The following is a 16,490-nucleotide window of genomic DNA, read 5'->3' on the forward strand; positions in this document are numbered from 1 at the left end:
ACCATCTTGTTCAAAAGGCGGATTTTTTACTGTCTCAAGAAAAAAACTCACTTGCCTGCTTTTTGCGCTTGACTTCACTCTCAGTTTCTCTAGTATATGGACATATAGACGTCCAAACGTCTGTTTCGGATTGCAATCTAATGCTGAAGTTGAGGAAGTAGAAATGGGTTTTCATCACGCACAACATGCAACATCATTAAACCAGAGCCTATCTGAGCTAAATGGTGACATTAACGTTTCTTTTGAATTTTTCCCGCCTTCAACTCCAGAGATGGAAAAGTTACTTTGGAACTCTATTCGTCGTTTAGAGCCATTAAACCCTAAGTTTGTTTCTGTAACTTACGGTGCCAACTCTGGCGTTCGTGATAGAACCCACGGCGTGATAGAACGTATTCAAAAAGAAACCGACTTAGTGGCTGCACCGCATTTAACGTTAGTTGACGCGAGTGACGAAGAGTTAAAAGAACTGGCTAAGCATTACTGGAACAGCGGTATTCGTGACATTGTAGCCCTTCGCGGTGACTTGCCAGAGGGAAGCGCAAAGCCAACGCGCTTTGCTAACGATCTTGTTCGCTTACTGCGCTCAGTTGCTGACTTTGATATTTCAGTTGCTGCGTACCCTGAGGTGCACCCTGATGCGAGCAATGCTCAAGCCGACTTGATCCACTTGAAAAAGAAAATTGATGCCGGAGCTAACCGTGCCATTACTCAGTTTTTCTTCGATGTAGAGTCATATTTGCGTTTTCGTGACCGCTGCGCGGCGGCAGGCATCGACGCTGAAATCGTCCCAGGCATATTACCTGTCACTAATTTCAATCAAACTAAACGCTTTGCGGCGATGACTAACGTTTCAATTCCAAGCTGGTTACACCGTCAGTTTGAAGGCCTAGAAGATGATGCAACCACTCGTCAGATGGTTGGTGCTAACGTGGCGATTGATATGGTTAAAGTCTTATCTCGTGAAGGCGTTAAAGACTTCCACTTCTATACATTAAACCGTGCCGAACTCACCTACGCAATTTGCCACACGTTAGGGGTTCGTCCAGGTCAATAAACAGATAATTAATTAGAGCAATAAACTGAACCAATAGCCTAGGCTGTTGGTTTTTTTATGCTGTTTATGGATGGTATTAGAGCGTTAAGTTTTACAGCAAGCTTTCTCTGAGCTTTGTTATTCATGCATATGAAAGCTGTCTGCTCGCTATCACTTACTGGTGATAAGAGGCGGTGGCGCAGCATATTGCCGCACTCTAGAGCCTCGCTGTCATATTATTATGATATTTTTCAATCTACAGTGAGTAATCTTAGCTAAAGCTGCTACTGTTATTTATATAAAAAACAGTGAGGTATGATAATGAAAAGTGGATTAATAATGGCATCTTTACTGATGCTGAGCTCATCAACTTACGCTGCTATGCCGCCTTCGGCAGCGTTATGTGGTAGCTGCCACGGCCCGCAAGGTCAAGGCGTTGAGCCACTAGGGCCGAGGCTAGCCGGCCTTTCAGCAGACTATATTGTGAACCAAATAGTACTGTTTCAATCTGGTAAAAGACAAAATACGACTATGGCACCGATGGCGATGACAGTTCAAGGCCCAGCGATTAAAGAGGTTGCCGATTACTTTGCAGCGCAAGATGCTCCTGTAGTAACTCCGCACATTAGAGGGGAGATAGTGAGTTATACGGACCCTACCGAGAGGCTCGTTTACCAAGGGGATTGGAGTCGTACTATTCCAGCTTGCGTGACTTGTCATGGGCCATCAGGTCTAGGCATTGCTGAGTTTCCACGTTTAGCTGGTCAACAGGCTTCTTACCTTAAAAGTCAGCTGTTAGCCTGGCAAAATGGTACGCGTAGTGGCGATCAGGATAACGTGATGGGCACCGTTGCTGATAAGCTCACAGCTGCCGAAATTGACGCATTAGCACAATATTTTGCCACATTGAAATAGGAGCAAACCATGAAAATAGCTCAATTAAGTTTGCTTTTACTCGCCTTTAATTTTGCTGCTCAAGCTGAAACTTTACCCGATAAGCAAGCAGAGCTTGATGCCTCAGCCAAAAAAGAGGGCCAGCAATACCTGGTTCCACGTCCTTTGACGAGTATTCCACAAGGCGCATTTGGCGACAAAGTTCGCCGAGGTTATCAGCTTTTTGTTAATTCACAACAGATGCGCGGCCAATATGTAGGTAATGAGCTTAATTGCTCAAACTGTCATATGGATGCGGGTCGTAAAGCGAACGCCGCTCCCATATGGGCAGCTTACTTTGCCTATCCTGCCTATCGTAAGAAAAACGACAAAGTGAAAACCTATCAAGATCGTCTCCAAGGCTGCTTTACTTATTCTATGAATGGCAAGCCGCCAGCTTCGGGCAGCGAAGACTTAGTTGCCTTGTCTGCGTATTCTTATTGGTTGGGGATGGGGGGGCTAATGGATATGGCGGGTCTTTCTGCTAAGGTACCAGAGTTAAGTGATGCTGAGCTATTAAAGGGAGGTAAGCGCGATGATTTTCCATTCCCTGCGGCGGTCAAAAATGCGATGACACTTGAGCAGCGCGCCAATTTGCCAGGCAGAGCCTATCCTAAAATTCCGGCACCAGAGCAAGCTTACTCGCCCGAGCGTGGAAAAGCGGTTTACCAGGCTCACTGTCAGTCTTGCCACAATGTAGATGGTCAAGGCTATGAGACTGCAGGAGTGTATTCTCTACCGCCAATATGGGGGCCGCAGAGCTTTAATTGGGGCGCTGGCATGCATAGAGTAAATACTGCGGCTTACTTCATCTACGAAAATATGCCGTTTGGTAAGAGTATTCAGCTCACCAATCAACAAGCCTGGGATGTCGCGGCCTATATTAACTCTCATGAGCGGCCACAAGATCCACGTTTTAAAGGCGATATTGGCAAGCTGAAACAAGAGTACCATATGCACCAAGGTTACTATGGTCAGAGTGTTGATGGGCAAGCGGTACTAGGTAGCAAATCTTTTATCAATAACCCTAAAAAAGGCGAATAATACTCACCTTCAGCATTGCAGGGCTCGAGATTTGAGCCCGCTTTGACTTTGTATTATAGGGAGAGCACGATGCAATATAAAGTCAGTTGCCATTGCGGCGAAGTAGAACTAGAACTGAATTTACCGGATGGCCTTGTAGACTTGCGCCGTTGTGATTGTTCTATGTGCCGCAGAAGGGGAGCGGTGGTTACGTCAGCATCACTCGACGGTATAACGATTATTAAGGGGGCTGAGAAATTATCGCTCTACCAGTTTAATACGTTAACGGCGAAGCATTATTTTTGTCGGATCTGTGGGATCTATACTCATCACCAACGCCGCTCAAACCCTAAGCAATTTGGTGTGAACGTGGCTTGTATTGAGGGGATTAACCCCTATAATCTTGGCGATATCCCGCTAATGGATGGAATTAACCATCCTGCAGACCGTTAACACTAGTGAGTTCACCTCAATGAGTCATCAAGCCCCACTCGATAGCGATAACCGCTGCCCTCTATGTCAGGGATTTAATCATTGTGCTGCGCAAACTGGTACAGGTATAGAGCAATGTTGGTGCAGTAAACAAGAGTTTCCAGATAAGCGTTTATTAACGCATATTTTAGCCGCGGATGAGCTGGCAAGTTTAACTGGAACTGATTGTATTTGTGAGTCTTGTCTGCTGAAGCTTAAAGCGCTGCAAGACAAAGACAGTCATCTCTATAAGAGAATCGATTAGCCCACTAGACCGATAGGGATCAATGAGGCACTATTTGCGATCTTCTATTCCTGCAACGAGCCATATCCCATGGATCCGCTAACTCAGCGCTCAGAGTTTAAACTCGGTTTTATCTTTATTTCAGTCGCCGTACTTTTTTGGGGCATTTTGCCGATAGCACTTAAGTTATCTGGTCAATTTATTGATGCCGTTACCTTAACGTGGTTCCGCTTTTTGGTTGCCCTAGTGGTCAGTTTTGCCATTCAATACTTCAGTGGCAGCATCAAACAATTTAAGGGGCTCGATAAGCGGTCTTGGCTCAAGCTGGTTCTGGCTGGTGTGTTGTTAATTTTTAACTACGTCTCTTTTGTTTACTCGCTTAAGTATCTGGCGCCTGGTTCAGCTCAACTTAACTTTCAAACTGCGCCTTTCTTTCTCGCATTTGGTGGTGTGTTATTTTTTAAAGAGCGCCTAAATGCGATACAACTTAGCTGCTTTGCCACACTGGCTTTAGGCATGTTGATGTTCTTTCATCCCTATTTAGGCTTTTCAAACTCTGACTTGTCAGGATCTGGGTCGTCAGAAGTATGGAAAGGGGTATTGATTGTTCAGTTTTCAGTGCTGTCTTGGGCTAGCTATGCGCTAATTCAAAAGTCGATGATTAAACGCTTATCGCCGAATAACATTCTCTTGTTTATCTACCTCTTTGGTATTTTTGCCATGGCTCCTTTTAGTGACTTAAGCCAGTTTGCTCGCATGAACTCTAGCGAATGGGCGATAGCCATCTTCTGTGCCATCAACACTTTGATAGCCTATGGCTGTTTTGGGCAATCGATGAAGTACTGGCCTACAGGGCAGGTGAGCGCCATGTTGGCACTAACTCCAGTACTCAGCTTAGGCTTAACGGCGGTGGTAGTGAGTTTAGGTTGGTGGAGCGATTTGATAAAAGGGGCATTTATCGACCCGTTATCGTTTACTGGGATAGTCATGATTGTCGTATCGGTGATTGCGGTGCAGCTGTCTCCCATCTGGCAAAAACACAGGGCGTTAAGGCAAGTTCAAGCAAGAGCTTAAGTTATTGAAATAATTAAGCTAATTTAATGGGTGTGGCTTTTTTTGCTCTTTATAACGGGCTTGGGTTATTTGTGCTACCTAGAGACGTTAGGGTTTAAAAACAAAAAAGGAGCCTAATGGCTCCTTTTCTTTATGTCTAGTTTGGCTGCAACAGAGGTTGCAGCTCGTTAGACTTATTCAGCGTCTTTTGGACCTTTACGGTGCGGCTTTCTGTCACCAGAAGGACGACGGTCGCTTGATGAAGTACGTGGGCGACGTGGTGGACGGCTATCGCCACCTGAAGTGTTTTCAAACTTCTCACCAGCAGCTTCACGGATGTTTAGTGGACGACCACAAACACGCACTTTCTTAAGGTGCTGTAACACTTCTTTTGGCATGCCATCTGGCAAGTCAATTGCAGTCACTTGGTCGAACAATTGGATTTGACCAATGTAACGGCTGTCGATGTTCGCTTCGTTAGCAACAGCGCCAACAATGTTACCTACACCAACACCATTGTCACGACCCACATCGATGATGTAACGACACATCTTAACATCTGGGTTGTCCTTCAATGAATCCGCTGCACCTAGGTTTGAAGGTGTTGGGCGAGACTCACGACGTGGACGGTCACTGCGATCACGTGGACCACGGTCATTGCGATCACGAGAACCACGGTCATCACGGTCACGTGAATTACGGTCATCACGGCTATCACGTTGACGCTCGTTCATTGTATGGAGTTGCAATGGACGATCTTTTTGCACTTGCTTAAGTAGTGCTGCAGCAAGTATGTCTGTATCGACTTCTAATTGCTGACAAAGTGTTGCCACTGCGCCTTTCATGAACTCTAAATCTTGAGAGATAATTTCAGCTACTTGCTCACCTAGGCGAGAAAGACGACGCTCAGTTACTGTCTCAGGGCTTGGTACGTCCATTGGAGCGATACGGCTGTTAGTTGCACGCTCGATAGTGCGTAGCATACGCATTTCACGGTGTGTAACAAAAAGAATCGCCATACCTGTACGACCAGCACGGCCAGTACGGCCAATACGGTGAACATAAGCTTCAGTATCATATGGGATGTCGTAGTTAACTACGTGTCCAATACGCTCAACGTCAAGACCACGTGCAGCAACGTCAGTAGCAATAATGATGTCTAGTTGGCCACGTTTAAGTTGGTCAATAGCTCGCTCACGTGCTTGCTGATTCATGTCACCGTGTAGTGGTGAAGATGCATAACCGCGTGCTTCTAACTTTTCAGCTAGTTCAACACAGCTATTACGAGTACGTACGAAGATAATAATACCTTCAGTTTTTTCAACTTCTAAAACACGTACTAGTGCTTCAAGTTTGTTGTGTTGAGAAACCTGAACAAAACGTTGCTCGATGGTTTCAACTGTAGAAGTTGTTGCCGCGATTTTAACGTGAACAGGGTTATCTAAATATTTGTTCGCAACACGCTTAATTTGCTCAGGCATAGTTGCCGAGAATAGCGCTAGTTGGCGAGTCTTAGGCGTGTGCTCAAGGATCCATTCGATATCATCGATGAAGCCCATTTTTAACATTTCGTCAGCTTCGTCAAGTACCATTGCTTTTAATGTATCAAGCTTTAGTGTGCCACGACGCATATGGTCCATAACACGGCCTGGAGTACCAACGATGATTTGAGGGCCACGACGCAATGCATTTAACTGCTGTTGCATGCTTTGTCCACCGTAAATTGGCAGAACGTGTAGGCCTTTCATGTATTTTGCGTAGCTAGCGAATGCTTCAGCAACCTGAACGGCAAGTTCACGTGTTGGTGCTAGCACTAGAATTTGTGGTGCATTAGTATTTGGATCAATGCTGTTTAGCAAAGGAAGTGCGAAAGCACCTGTTTTACCAGTACCAGTTTGCGCTTGACCTAAAATATCTTTACTCGCCATAAGAGGCTCGATACTTGCGGCTTGGATCGGTGTTGGTTTTTCATAACCAAGATCGTCAAGAGCACGCACTAAAGACTCGTTTAGACCGAGTTCGCGGAAAGTTTTTTCATTGGATGACATGGGTTGTAGCCTTGTGGAATAGCAGAGCACTTGGAATGTGCCGATGTTTAAGACAGAAAATCAACCCCGTGTCGACTTCCCGCACTGAAAACGTATCAGTAAGCCGACTAGTATAGCAGGCTACAATTGGTAATACCAATTAATCCTTAGTTCTTTATCTAATTCCATAGCAAATAGTAGGCCAATTAAGTACTTGTGTTAACCAATAAATCATTCTTTGTTCACATTAGTGAGCATTTCTTAGCAGTAAGCTATCAATTTTTAGCAGTTGGTAGGCTGATTCACTAACAGATGCAATAAAGTTAACATCTAAATTATCGGCAGTATCGGTGGTTTGATGGTAATCGCGGTGTGCCGGTACACCAAAATATAGCCAAGGTATTCCAGCTTTATGCAGTGGGTAATGATCAGAGGCTCTTAAGAAGTCGAAGGCAATAGTCGAACCGTCGAAGGCTCTCGGGTGCTGGGTTCTAATGCACATCTGGTTATATTGTGTAATTGCGCTACGCATCTTAGAGAATGATTCGAAGCGGCGAGAGCCTTCAATATAGATGGCATCATGCCTGTTTGGACGACCTATCATATCCAAATTAATTGCTAGCTCAATCTGATTAATTTGTGGTGTGGTATCGGGCAATTTTAGCGCTTCGACCAAGGCATAGCCACCATAAAGCCCTGGCTCTTCTGCATCTGTTGCGACAAATAGCAAGTTCACCTCACTGCCTTGGCTCTTTGCTTGTTGTGCAAGCTGTAGTAAGCCTGCAACACCTGATGCATTGTCATCGGCGCCAGGGTGATAGCGATTAGCATCGCCACCTAAGTGATCGTAATGAGCAATAATAATCCGCCATTGCTTACTGCCATTATTGGCCGCAACGAAGCCTATCATGTTGATACCTAATTTATCGCTGAAGGAGCGGCGGTAGTGAAATGGATGTTGATACTGACCTTGCCAGGGGCTAAGGCCAATCTGTTGGTAGCGGTTTTGAATAAAGGCTCTGCTTAATGCCGCGCCTTGTGTTCCGGTTTTACGCCCAGACATCGCTGAGCTGGTCAGAGTGTTGATATCGGCGGAAATCGTTGCGGTATCGGCCCAATCGATTATTGGTGCTTTATTGCAACTTGGCTGGTTAGCACAAGAGATAAGCGTGATTGAAATCGCTATTAATAACAGTAAACGCAACATCCATTTGCCCTTAAGTATTAAACCAATATATTGAGATTAGCTTTTAAGGGCGCAACTAGCGACTAGATTTTTAGTTGCTGGACGACATTATTATTGGTTTGAGGTAGGTCGATAGCTTTAATTTTGTAAACAGGTACTTGGGAGAACAAGCGATGTTTTGCGCCAACGTTAACCAGAGACTCCTCTTTTAGGTTACCTACGGGCACACGAGCAACGCTGCCGTCCGGCAGTGCTATAGTACTGGATTCTTGATCGCTACTTATCACTCGTGCCTTATGTAAAGTGCAGTTACCAAATAGGGGATCAATAACCGCGATAAGCAGTAGGCCAAGTGTAAACACTAGGCCTAAGCTTAAAAAAACAAGTCTAAAATGCATTTAGCGAGTCTGTAGTTCTTATGACTTTTGAAGCAATGGCTTCAAAAAGCGCGCGGTATGGGACTCTGTATGTTCAGCAACCTCTTCAGGTGTACCGGCAACTAAGATGGTACCACCGCCAGAGCCGCCTTCGGGGCCAAGATCGATAATCCAGTCTGCAGTTTTAATCACATCGAGATTATGCTCAATCACCACGATAGTGTTGCCATGAGATTTGAGTCTATGCAAAACATCCAATAAAAGTTGGATGTCGGCAAAGTGCAGTCCTGTAGTGGGTTCATCAAGAATGTACAAGGTTTTACCGGTATCACGTTTAGATAACTCTTTGGCGAGTTTAACGCGCTGAGCCTCACCACCTGACAGGGTGGTGGCGCTTTGGCCAAGACGAATATAAGACAAGCCCACATCCATCAAGGTTTGTAATTTACGGGCTACGGCTGGGATCGCATCGAAGAACGGACGCGCCTCTTCAACTGTCATCTGCAGCACTTCGTGAATGTTTTTACCTTTAAAGCGCACATCTAAGGTTTCGCGGTTATAACGCTGCCCCTTACAGTTGTCACATGGCACATACACATCGGGTAAGAAGTGCATTTCAACTTTAATTAAGCCGTCACCCTGGCAAGCTTCACAGCGACCACCTTTGACGTTGAAAGAGAATCGACCCGGTTGGTAACCGCGAGTACGTGATTCCTGTGTTGCAGCAAACAGTTCACGAATAGGGGTGAAAATACCCGTGTAAGTGGCAGGATTTGAGCGCGGTGTGCGGCCGATAGGGCTTTGGTCGATATCGACGACTTTATCGCAGTGATCCATGCCGACAATGCTTTTATAGGGAGCGGGCTCATCGACCGTTGCACCATTAAGTTGCATGTGCGCAATCTTATAAAAAGTATCATTAATCAGAGTCGACTTACCCGAACCTGACACGCCAGTGATACAGGTAAACAAGCCGACTGGAATTTGCAGATCGACATCTTTAAGGTTGTTACCCGATGCACCAAATAGCTCAATCAATTTTTCAGGATCGTATTGAGTGCGTTCGGTCTTTATGTGAATCGTCTTTTCACCAGAAAGGTACTGACCAGTGATAGATTCTTTACAGTTGAGCAGATCTTGCAGCGTACCTTCGCCAATCACCTGGCCGCCATGCACACCAGCACCTGGGCCGATATCAATAACATGGTCAGCCATACGAATCGCATCTTCATCATGCTCAACCACGATAACGGTATTACCTAAATCACGCAGGTGAATAAGGGTTTGCAATAGACGCTCGTTATCACGCTGATGTAAGCCAATCGAAGGTTCATCGAGTACGTACATTACGCCCACAAGGCCTGCACCAATTTGGCTAGCCAGACGAATACGCTGCGCTTCACCACCTGAAAGTGTATCGGCAGAGCGTGAAAGGCTTAAGTAATTCAAGCCCACATTGACCAAGAAGCCTAAGCGGTCACGGACTTCTTTTAAGATTTTATCGGCAATCTGTGCGCGCTGACCGGTAAGTTCTAGGTTTTCAAAATAGTTCATGGCTTCGCCAATAGACCATTGAGTTAACACCGGTAAATTCAAGTCTTCAATAAACACGTTACGCGCTTCTTCACGCAGGCGTGAACCACCACAACTTTGGCACGATTGAGTATTAATGAACTTGGTTAGTTCATCGCGAACCGCGTTTGACTCAGTCTCACGGTAGCGCCTGTCCATATTGTTTAAAATCCCTTCGAAAGGATGATTTCTAACAACAACATCGCCGCGATCGTTAATGTACCTAAAAGCAATGCTCTGATTACCTGAACCATAAAGCACGATTTTACGCACATCATCGCTGAGCTGCTCAAACGGCTTTTCGATATCAAACTTATAATGGTCGGCTAATGAGGTGAGCATTTGGAAGTAATAGAAATTACGTCTATCCCAGCCTCTAATCGCTCCGCCAGCAAGTGACAGTTCAGTGTTGGTGATCACGCGTTCAGGATCGAAGAACTGTTGTACCCCAAGGCCATCACATGTTTGGCAGGCGCCTGCGGGATTATTAAACGAGAAGATCCTTGGCTCAAGCTCGGCCATTGAGTAACCACATACTGGGCAGGCGAAGTTAGCCGAGAAAACTTGCTCTTCAGGCTTAGCTTTACCTTCAACAGGATCCATGCAGGCAATTTTTGCTATGCCACCAGATAACTCAAGTGCCGTTTCAAACGACTCGGCTAAACGTTGCTTAATATCACCGCGGACTTTAAAGCGGTCAACGACCACTTCGATGGTGTGCTTAACATGAAGATCAAGCTCTGGTGGATCGCTTAAGTCACAGACTTCGCCGTCGATGCGAGCGCGAATATAACCTTGTGCTGATAGGCTCTCTAATAGCTTTACGTGTTCACCCTTGCGGTTATTAATTACCGGCGCAAGCAGCATTTGACGGCTGTCTTCAGGTAACTCAAGCACTTTATCAACCATCTGGCTAACGGTTTGAGCCGCTAGAGGCTTGCCATGAGTTGGGCAGCGCGGTTCACCTACGCGGGCAAACAACAGTCTTAAATAATCGTAGATTTCGGTAATGGTACCCACCGTTGAGCGTGGGTTATGAGACGTTGATTTTTGTTCGATGGAAATGGCAGGGCTTAAGCCTTCAATATGATCAACATCAGGCTTTTCCATCAAGCTCAAGAATTGACGTGCATAGGCTGATAATGACTCGACATAACGTCGTTGGCCTTCTGCATAAAGCGTGTCAAAAGCAAGAGAAGATTTGCCCGAACCTGACAACCCCGTGATGACAATTAGTTTGTCGCGAGGAATAGTTAGGTTGATGTTTTTAAGATTGTGGGTACGAGCACCACGTACTTCAATATTTTCCATCTAGCGTTCAGATCTCAAAGCCGAAAAAAGTGGTTAAGTATCTCACAAAATTGCCACAGGAAATAGACAGAACTGGCTATCAATTGTAGGAGTGAACCAAGATCTCTCTAAGAAACCGAGATAAAGGCATTAGGTATCAAAGCTTTCTGAAGTCTGTGTTTAAAAGATGGTTTGACTTTGCATCTTTGCTTTTTACTTTTGGGCTATTGAAAAACTTCGTGATAAACTGCGCGACCAATTTAAAGTCACTGATCAGGGCGGGGCCATGGCCAACAACGGACTTTCCAAAACAGAGAAAAAAGTCGCGTTTTCTTTAGCCAGTGTGTTTGGATTGCGAATGATGGGCTTGTTTATGATCATGCCTGTATTTGCACTTTATGGACAACACTTAGAAGGTTTTTCGCCTTTATGGGTGGGTATTGCCATTGGCGCATACGGTTTAACACAAGCGATTTTGCAAATCCCGATGGGGATCTTATCTGATAAATTTGGTCGTAAACCGATTATTTTAATCGGACTACTGATCTTTGCTCTTGGCAGTCTAGTGGCAGCCAATGCCGACACTATCTATGGCGTAGTGGCCGGGCGAGCCTTGCAAGGCATGGGGGCGATTGCCGCCGCTGTTTTAGCCTTGGCTGCAGATTTAACCCGAGATGAGCAACGCACCAAGGTGATGGCGATTATCGGCATGTGTATCGGCTTCTCGTTTGCCTTGTCTTTATTAGTTGGGCCCATTGTGGCGCAGCATTTAGGCTTGTCAGGCTTATTCTTTATGACGGCTGGGCTTGCGCTGTTAGGTATGCTTATCGTGCAGCTTTTAGTGCCTAACCCGATTTCGCAGGCCCCAAAAGGGGATACGGTTGCCGCGCCTGAAAAGCTGAAGCGTATGCTATTTGATCCGCAGTTATTTAGACTCGATGCCGGTATTTTTATTTTGCACCTGGTATTAACCGCTGTGTTTGTGGCGCTGCCGCTAGACTTGGTTGATGCGGGCTTAGCCAAAGAAGAGCACTGGATGCTCTATTTTCCAGCCTTTATGGGGGCATTTTTCTTGATGGTGCCGCTGATTATTATTGGGGTTAAGCGCAATAATACTAAAGGCATGTTCCAAGTCGCCCTCATTATCATGATGGTTGCACTGGGCTCTATGGCGATGTTTGCCAATAATTTAGTGGTATTAAGCATTGCTGTGGTGTTGTTCTTTACTGGTTTTAACTACCTTGAGGCATCGCTACCTAGTTTAATTGCCAAGTTTTGTCCTGTTGGTGATAAAGGCTCTGCAATGGGGGTTTATTCGACGAGTCAATTCTTAGGTGCATTTTGTGGTGGTTTATTAGGCGGCGGCGCCTATCAGCTGGTCGGTGCATCTGGAGTATTTGCGGTCGCATTAGGCTTAATGTGCCTGTGGTTTTTGTTGACCTTCGGAATGAAAAATCCAGTGCTACTCAAGAGTTACACATTAGAAGCCAATGTGAGCGATAAACAGAGTGCAGTGGTGATGGCTACTGAGCTGTCGGCATTGGCCGGTGTGTCAGAAGCTATCGTTGTACTCGAAGAGAAAGTGGCTTATTTAAAAGTAGATGACCATTTCGATTTGAGAGAAGCCAGAGCTGTGTTAGGCTCTGTCAATTAGTAAAAATTTAATGAATGTCGCAGGAGATTTCAATGGCTAGTCGTGGTGTCAATAAAGTAATTTTGGTGGGCAATTTAGGACAAGATCCTGAAGTACGTTATATGCCGAATGGCAATGCCGTAGCCAATATTACCGTGGCGACAAGTGAGTCTTGGAAAGACCAACAAGGTCAACAGCAGGAGCGTACTGAATGGCACCGTGTTGTGATGTTCGGCAAGTTAGCTGAAATCACTGGTGAATATTTACGTAAAGGCTCTCAAGTTTATCTTGAAGGCAAGCTACAAACACGTAAGTGGAAAGACCAAAGCGGACAAGATCGTTACAGCACTGAAGTTGTTGTCGATCAAAGTGGTAGCATGCAGATGCTAGGTAGTCGCAACCAAAGCGGTGGCGCTCCGGCACAAGGTGGTAACTCTGGTTATGGCCAGCAGCAATCACAGCAGCAAGGTGGATACGCACCTGCGCCGCAACAACAAGCTCCACAGCAGGGCGGTTATGCACCTAAGCCACAACAAGCACCTGTTCAGCAGAGTGGTTACCAGCAGGCTGCGCCGCAACAACAAGCTCCACAGCAAGGTGGTTATGCACCTAAGCCACAGTCTACTCCGGCTCCTCAGCAAGCGCCACAACAGCGCCCAGCACCGCAGCCACAGCAGAACTTCACTCCAGATTTGGATGATGGCTGGGACGACGATATCCCGTTCTAGATCCCTTATTTTTTAAAAGTGTAAAAATAGACGCTTTTATATAGATAAATATCCCTGAGCCCAGCAGAAATGCTGGGCTTTTTTTTGAACCTTTATCATTGATTTAATACCTCGCGTTTCTACAAACGTACCTAAAAGTACTACGCCTTTTTTCTACCTTTGATATTCCAGTGGCAAACAGTCTCGTTTTGGGCATCAAAATAGATGGAATAGCTGCTAGTGTAGAAAACTCAAAATTATAGCAGCGGGATGGCGACGACTAAGTACGACTAAGTGTTGTTATCAGGTTTTCAAATGAGAAATTCTACCCAAGGGTTGCACTGGTTATGCGGAAAACAATTTCAATTCTTATACTGATTTTCTGCTGTACTTTCCCTGTCGCTGCTGAAGATAACGATATTGAAATTAGTGGCTTAGTTATCGATAGAACGCTCACCCGTTTTGGGAAAGATTTTAGCTTCTATTATTCAAGCTATTGGCGAGACCTGCCTTTTACTCAAGGTTTTAACGTCACTTTATATGAAACGGTCTTCCCACAAGCGGGTACCTTACTCACTCTAGAGGTGAATGGGATAACCATCTACAAAACCCATTTTGGACGTAGAGCGAGTCCAATAAAAGAAAGAGCAGAGCAGGCTATTTTACTCACAATCGATCATTTAGCTCGGGTTAGGGCAAATGCGATTACAGGAGAGTTGGCAGACGGTTCTGACGGATACTAGGATAACGATAATGAATAACAGGATGTTAATTCTCATAGGGCTGCTATTAGCGAGCCCTAGCCAAGCAACAGAGCTGGTTTATACACCAATTAATCCCAGTTTTGGTGGCTCTGCGCTGAACGGTTCTTATCTACTCAACAAGGCCAATGCGCAAAATGACCATACGGCCGGTACGAGCGAAAAAGATTTTGTCACCCGCTTTAAGGAGTCCCTTGAACGTAACATCATGAACACCATCACGCGTGGTGTGGCCAGTGGTGAAATCACAGATGGCACCTATGACACGGGCGATTTTAGAATTGAAGTTGCATCAATTGGTGGTGGCGTTATGTTGACGATAACTAACTTGCTTACGGGTGAAGTGACCGTTATTGAAATGCCGACATATGGAGGGTAACTGATGAAGTCGTTAACCACGTTGATTGTTGCACTCGGTTTGGTGGGCTGTAGTCTTATTCCAAAGCCTGAACTGAATATTACCGAAGCTAAACTTAATCCAACTAGCGAAACCATGCAGGCTTTAATGGCAAAGCCTGGGCCAAAGTATCCAATCCCGGTTGCGGTCTATTCTTTTAGGGATCAAACGGGTCAGTATAAGCCTCAGCAAAATGTCAGCTCATTCTCGACAGCTGTCACCCAAGGTGCCACGTCTATGCTGGTGCAAACATTGCTTGATTCAAAGTGGTTCACTCCGGTTGAAAGAGAGGGGCTACAAAACCTATTAACCGAGAGAAAAATTACTAAAAAACAACCTGTAAAGACGAAAAAAGACGAGGTGCCTCAGCTAACCAATGCTCGACTTTTATTAGAGGGCGGCATTATTAGTTATGAAACTAATATCAGTACTGGTGGTGCTGGAGTCGAGTATTACGGGATTGGCGCATCAGAAATGTATCGTGAAGATCAAGTGACCATTTATCTACGTGCTGTTGATGTACATACGGGTAAAGTCATGATGTCAGTGTCGACAACAAAACGAGTCTTTTCTCAGGAAATGCGTGCAGGATTGATCCGCTTTACCAGCCTTAACCGCTTAGCTGAAGCGGAAGTCGGCTTTACAACCAATGAGCCGGTACAATTTTGTGTGCTACAAGCGATTGAATTAGCGGTATCGGAGCTTGTTGATAAAGGCGTTAAGATGGGCTACTGGACGGCCGCATAAGTATTTTATATTTTGTTAATAAATGCACTGCTAAGTGAGCAAGAAAACATTTTTCTTGCTCATCTTGCCTATCAATATTTCATATTTCATATTTCATATTTCATATTTAATATCCAATATTCAGTTTAATCTTCCGTGTATGATTTTATTTACAGGCTAAATGCTTGTGCGTACCTGTTTTTGTGGCTATTTATTTCGTTGTGCGGTATTAATGTTGCAATCTTGTTGCTGATATAGGGGTTGGTCATGTTAGGGGTCTACTTTACTGACTGTCTATAGTGCAGGGAACTGGCAAATTCACGGAGAGAATTCAATGAGTAAAATCGATGAGTTAGTATTTATTCATCAGGTCGCATCGCCCTGTCACTTGGCTATTTTAGCCGAATCGATTGGTTTAAAAACCAGAGTAATCAAAAAGCCGTCAGATCTTGTGGTGGCTAAAGAATGTAATCGCTTCTATCTTGTTGCTCAAAAAGGTACAGCCCTTGATAGTAAAGGGATCCCTTTAGTTGCTGCTAGGCTCGTATCTCAGTATCCCATCGCTTTATACCAAGTTGAGCGCGACTCATTAGATCCTAAAGCTGCAATGCTGTTGGGAATTAAGGGCTTGTTGTATGCGGATCAGGGAATGGATCTACTATTAACTGGCTTGCGCAAAATGGTCGCCAATGAGCTGTGGTACGACAGAAAATTACTCAGTGAAATGTTTAATCACTTAGTTAAGCGTTTAGATAGTGGCTCTGAATCTTTGCAAGACACGGTGGTAATGCTACAAATGCTAACTGGGCGTGAAAGAACCATTATTCAGCTCGTATCAAGTGGAGCACGTAATAAAGAGATTGCTCATCAGCTTTGCATTAGTGAGCATACGGTTAAGGCACATATTTCATCGATTTTTAGAAAGACTCAGTCACGCAATAGGGTTGAGTTATTACGTTGGGCGCAAACCTACCAAAGCCAATTCGAACTCTGCTCTTAATGCTTAGATAGTGGAATGTTACTTCTGGCTTAAATTAACACTGAAGTAATATATAAA

Annotated in this window: 16 protein-coding genes; 12 read left to right on the forward strand and 4 right to left on the reverse strand. The window is 45.0% G+C overall.

Annotated features, from left to right (window positions below; all coding sequences use genetic code 11):
* Positions 1 to 163: 163 nt before the first annotated feature.
* The 6 genes from metF to ACVBIO_RS10090 all read left to right on the forward strand — a co-directional run bounded on the left by metF (position 164) and on the right by ACVBIO_RS10090 (position 4,778).
* Positions 164 to 1,054 (forward strand): methylenetetrahydrofolate reductase, encoded by an 891-nt coding sequence (metF, locus tag ACVBIO_RS10065; protein ID WP_447161482.1) that lies wholly within the window; start codon positions 164 to 166, stop codon positions 1,052 to 1,054.
* 318 nt (positions 1,055 to 1,372) lie between these two features.
* On the forward strand, positions 1,373 to 1,948 hold the full coding sequence (locus tag ACVBIO_RS10070; RefSeq protein WP_447164247.1) for a c-type cytochrome: 576 nt from the start codon (positions 1,373 to 1,375) through the stop codon (positions 1,946 to 1,948).
* A 9-nt stretch (positions 1,949 to 1,957) separates the two neighbouring features.
* A complete protein-coding gene (locus tag ACVBIO_RS10075; RefSeq protein ID WP_447172510.1) occupies positions 1,958 to 3,010 on the forward strand; it encodes a c-type cytochrome in 1,053 nt (350 codons plus the stop codon).
* A 69-nt stretch (positions 3,011 to 3,079) separates the two neighbouring features.
* Complete coding sequence (locus ACVBIO_RS10080) at positions 3,080 to 3,442, forward strand: GFA family protein (protein WP_447161485.1); 363 nt, start codon at positions 3,080 to 3,082, stop codon at positions 3,440 to 3,442.
* Between the two features lie 19 nt (positions 3,443 to 3,461).
* A complete protein-coding gene (locus ACVBIO_RS10085) occupies positions 3,462 to 3,725 on the forward strand; it encodes a cysteine-rich CWC family protein (protein WP_447161486.1) in 264 nt (87 codons plus the stop codon).
* A gap of 69 nt (positions 3,726 to 3,794) precedes the next feature.
* On the forward strand, positions 3,795 to 4,778 hold the full coding sequence (locus ACVBIO_RS10090) for a DMT family transporter (RefSeq protein ID WP_447172511.1): 984 nt from the start codon (positions 3,795 to 3,797) through the stop codon (positions 4,776 to 4,778).
* Between the two features lie 173 nt (positions 4,779 to 4,951).
* Here ACVBIO_RS10090 and ACVBIO_RS10095 read toward each other — a convergent pair whose 3' ends face one another.
* The 4 genes from ACVBIO_RS10095 to uvrA form a co-directional block, all read right to left on the reverse strand.
* On the reverse strand, positions 4,952 to 6,805 hold the full coding sequence (locus ACVBIO_RS10095; protein ID WP_447172512.1) for a DEAD/DEAH box helicase: 1,854 nt from the start codon (positions 6,803 to 6,805) through the stop codon (positions 4,952 to 4,954).
* 226 nt (positions 6,806 to 7,031) lie between these two features.
* Positions 7,032 to 7,991 (reverse strand): M28 family peptidase, encoded by a 960-nt coding sequence (locus tag ACVBIO_RS10100; protein ID WP_447172513.1) that lies wholly within the window; start codon positions 7,989 to 7,991, stop codon positions 7,032 to 7,034.
* A 62-nt stretch (positions 7,992 to 8,053) separates the two neighbouring features.
* Positions 8,054 to 8,368, reverse strand: coding sequence for a hypothetical protein (locus ACVBIO_RS10105; protein WP_447161490.1), 315 nt, complete (start codon positions 8,366 to 8,368; stop codon positions 8,054 to 8,056).
* An 18-nt stretch (positions 8,369 to 8,386) separates the two neighbouring features.
* Positions 8,387 to 11,230, reverse strand: a complete 2,844-nt coding sequence (uvrA, locus tag ACVBIO_RS10110; RefSeq protein WP_447164250.1) for an excinuclease ABC subunit UvrA — start codon at positions 11,228 to 11,230, stop codon at positions 8,387 to 8,389.
* A gap of 265 nt (positions 11,231 to 11,495) precedes the next feature.
* Here uvrA and ACVBIO_RS10115 point away from each other — a divergent pair, with 265 nt between their 5' ends.
* From ACVBIO_RS10115 to ACVBIO_RS10140, 6 genes are all read left to right on the forward strand, one after another.
* Positions 11,496 to 12,863, forward strand: coding sequence for an MFS transporter (locus ACVBIO_RS10115; RefSeq protein ID WP_447161492.1), 1,368 nt, complete (start codon positions 11,496 to 11,498; stop codon positions 12,861 to 12,863).
* Between the two features lie 32 nt (positions 12,864 to 12,895).
* Positions 12,896 to 13,570: a single-stranded DNA-binding protein gene (gene ssb, locus ACVBIO_RS10120; RefSeq protein ID WP_447172514.1), complete on the forward strand. Its 675-nt coding sequence runs from the start codon at positions 12,896 to 12,898 to the stop codon at positions 13,568 to 13,570.
* 326 nt (positions 13,571 to 13,896) lie between these two features.
* Positions 13,897 to 14,292 (forward strand): curli production assembly/transport protein CsgE, encoded by a 396-nt coding sequence (locus ACVBIO_RS10125; RefSeq protein WP_447161494.1) that lies wholly within the window; start codon positions 13,897 to 13,899, stop codon positions 14,290 to 14,292.
* Between the two features lie 10 nt (positions 14,293 to 14,302).
* The gene (locus tag ACVBIO_RS10130) at positions 14,303 to 14,689 is read left to right on the forward strand and encodes a curli assembly protein CsgF (RefSeq protein WP_447161495.1); all 387 of its coding nucleotides are present in this window, start codon (positions 14,303 to 14,305) and stop codon (positions 14,687 to 14,689) included.
* A 3-nt stretch (positions 14,690 to 14,692) separates the two neighbouring features.
* On the forward strand, positions 14,693 to 15,454 hold the full coding sequence (locus tag ACVBIO_RS10135) for a CsgG/HfaB family protein (RefSeq protein WP_447161496.1): 762 nt from the start codon (positions 14,693 to 14,695) through the stop codon (positions 15,452 to 15,454).
* A 313-nt stretch (positions 15,455 to 15,767) separates the two neighbouring features.
* Positions 15,768 to 16,433: a response regulator transcription factor gene (locus ACVBIO_RS10140; protein ID WP_447161497.1), complete on the forward strand. Its 666-nt coding sequence runs from the start codon at positions 15,768 to 15,770 to the stop codon at positions 16,431 to 16,433.
* Positions 16,434 to 16,490: the final 57 nt, after the last annotated feature.

This window comes from Shewanella sp. 0m-8 (assembly GCF_052977265.1).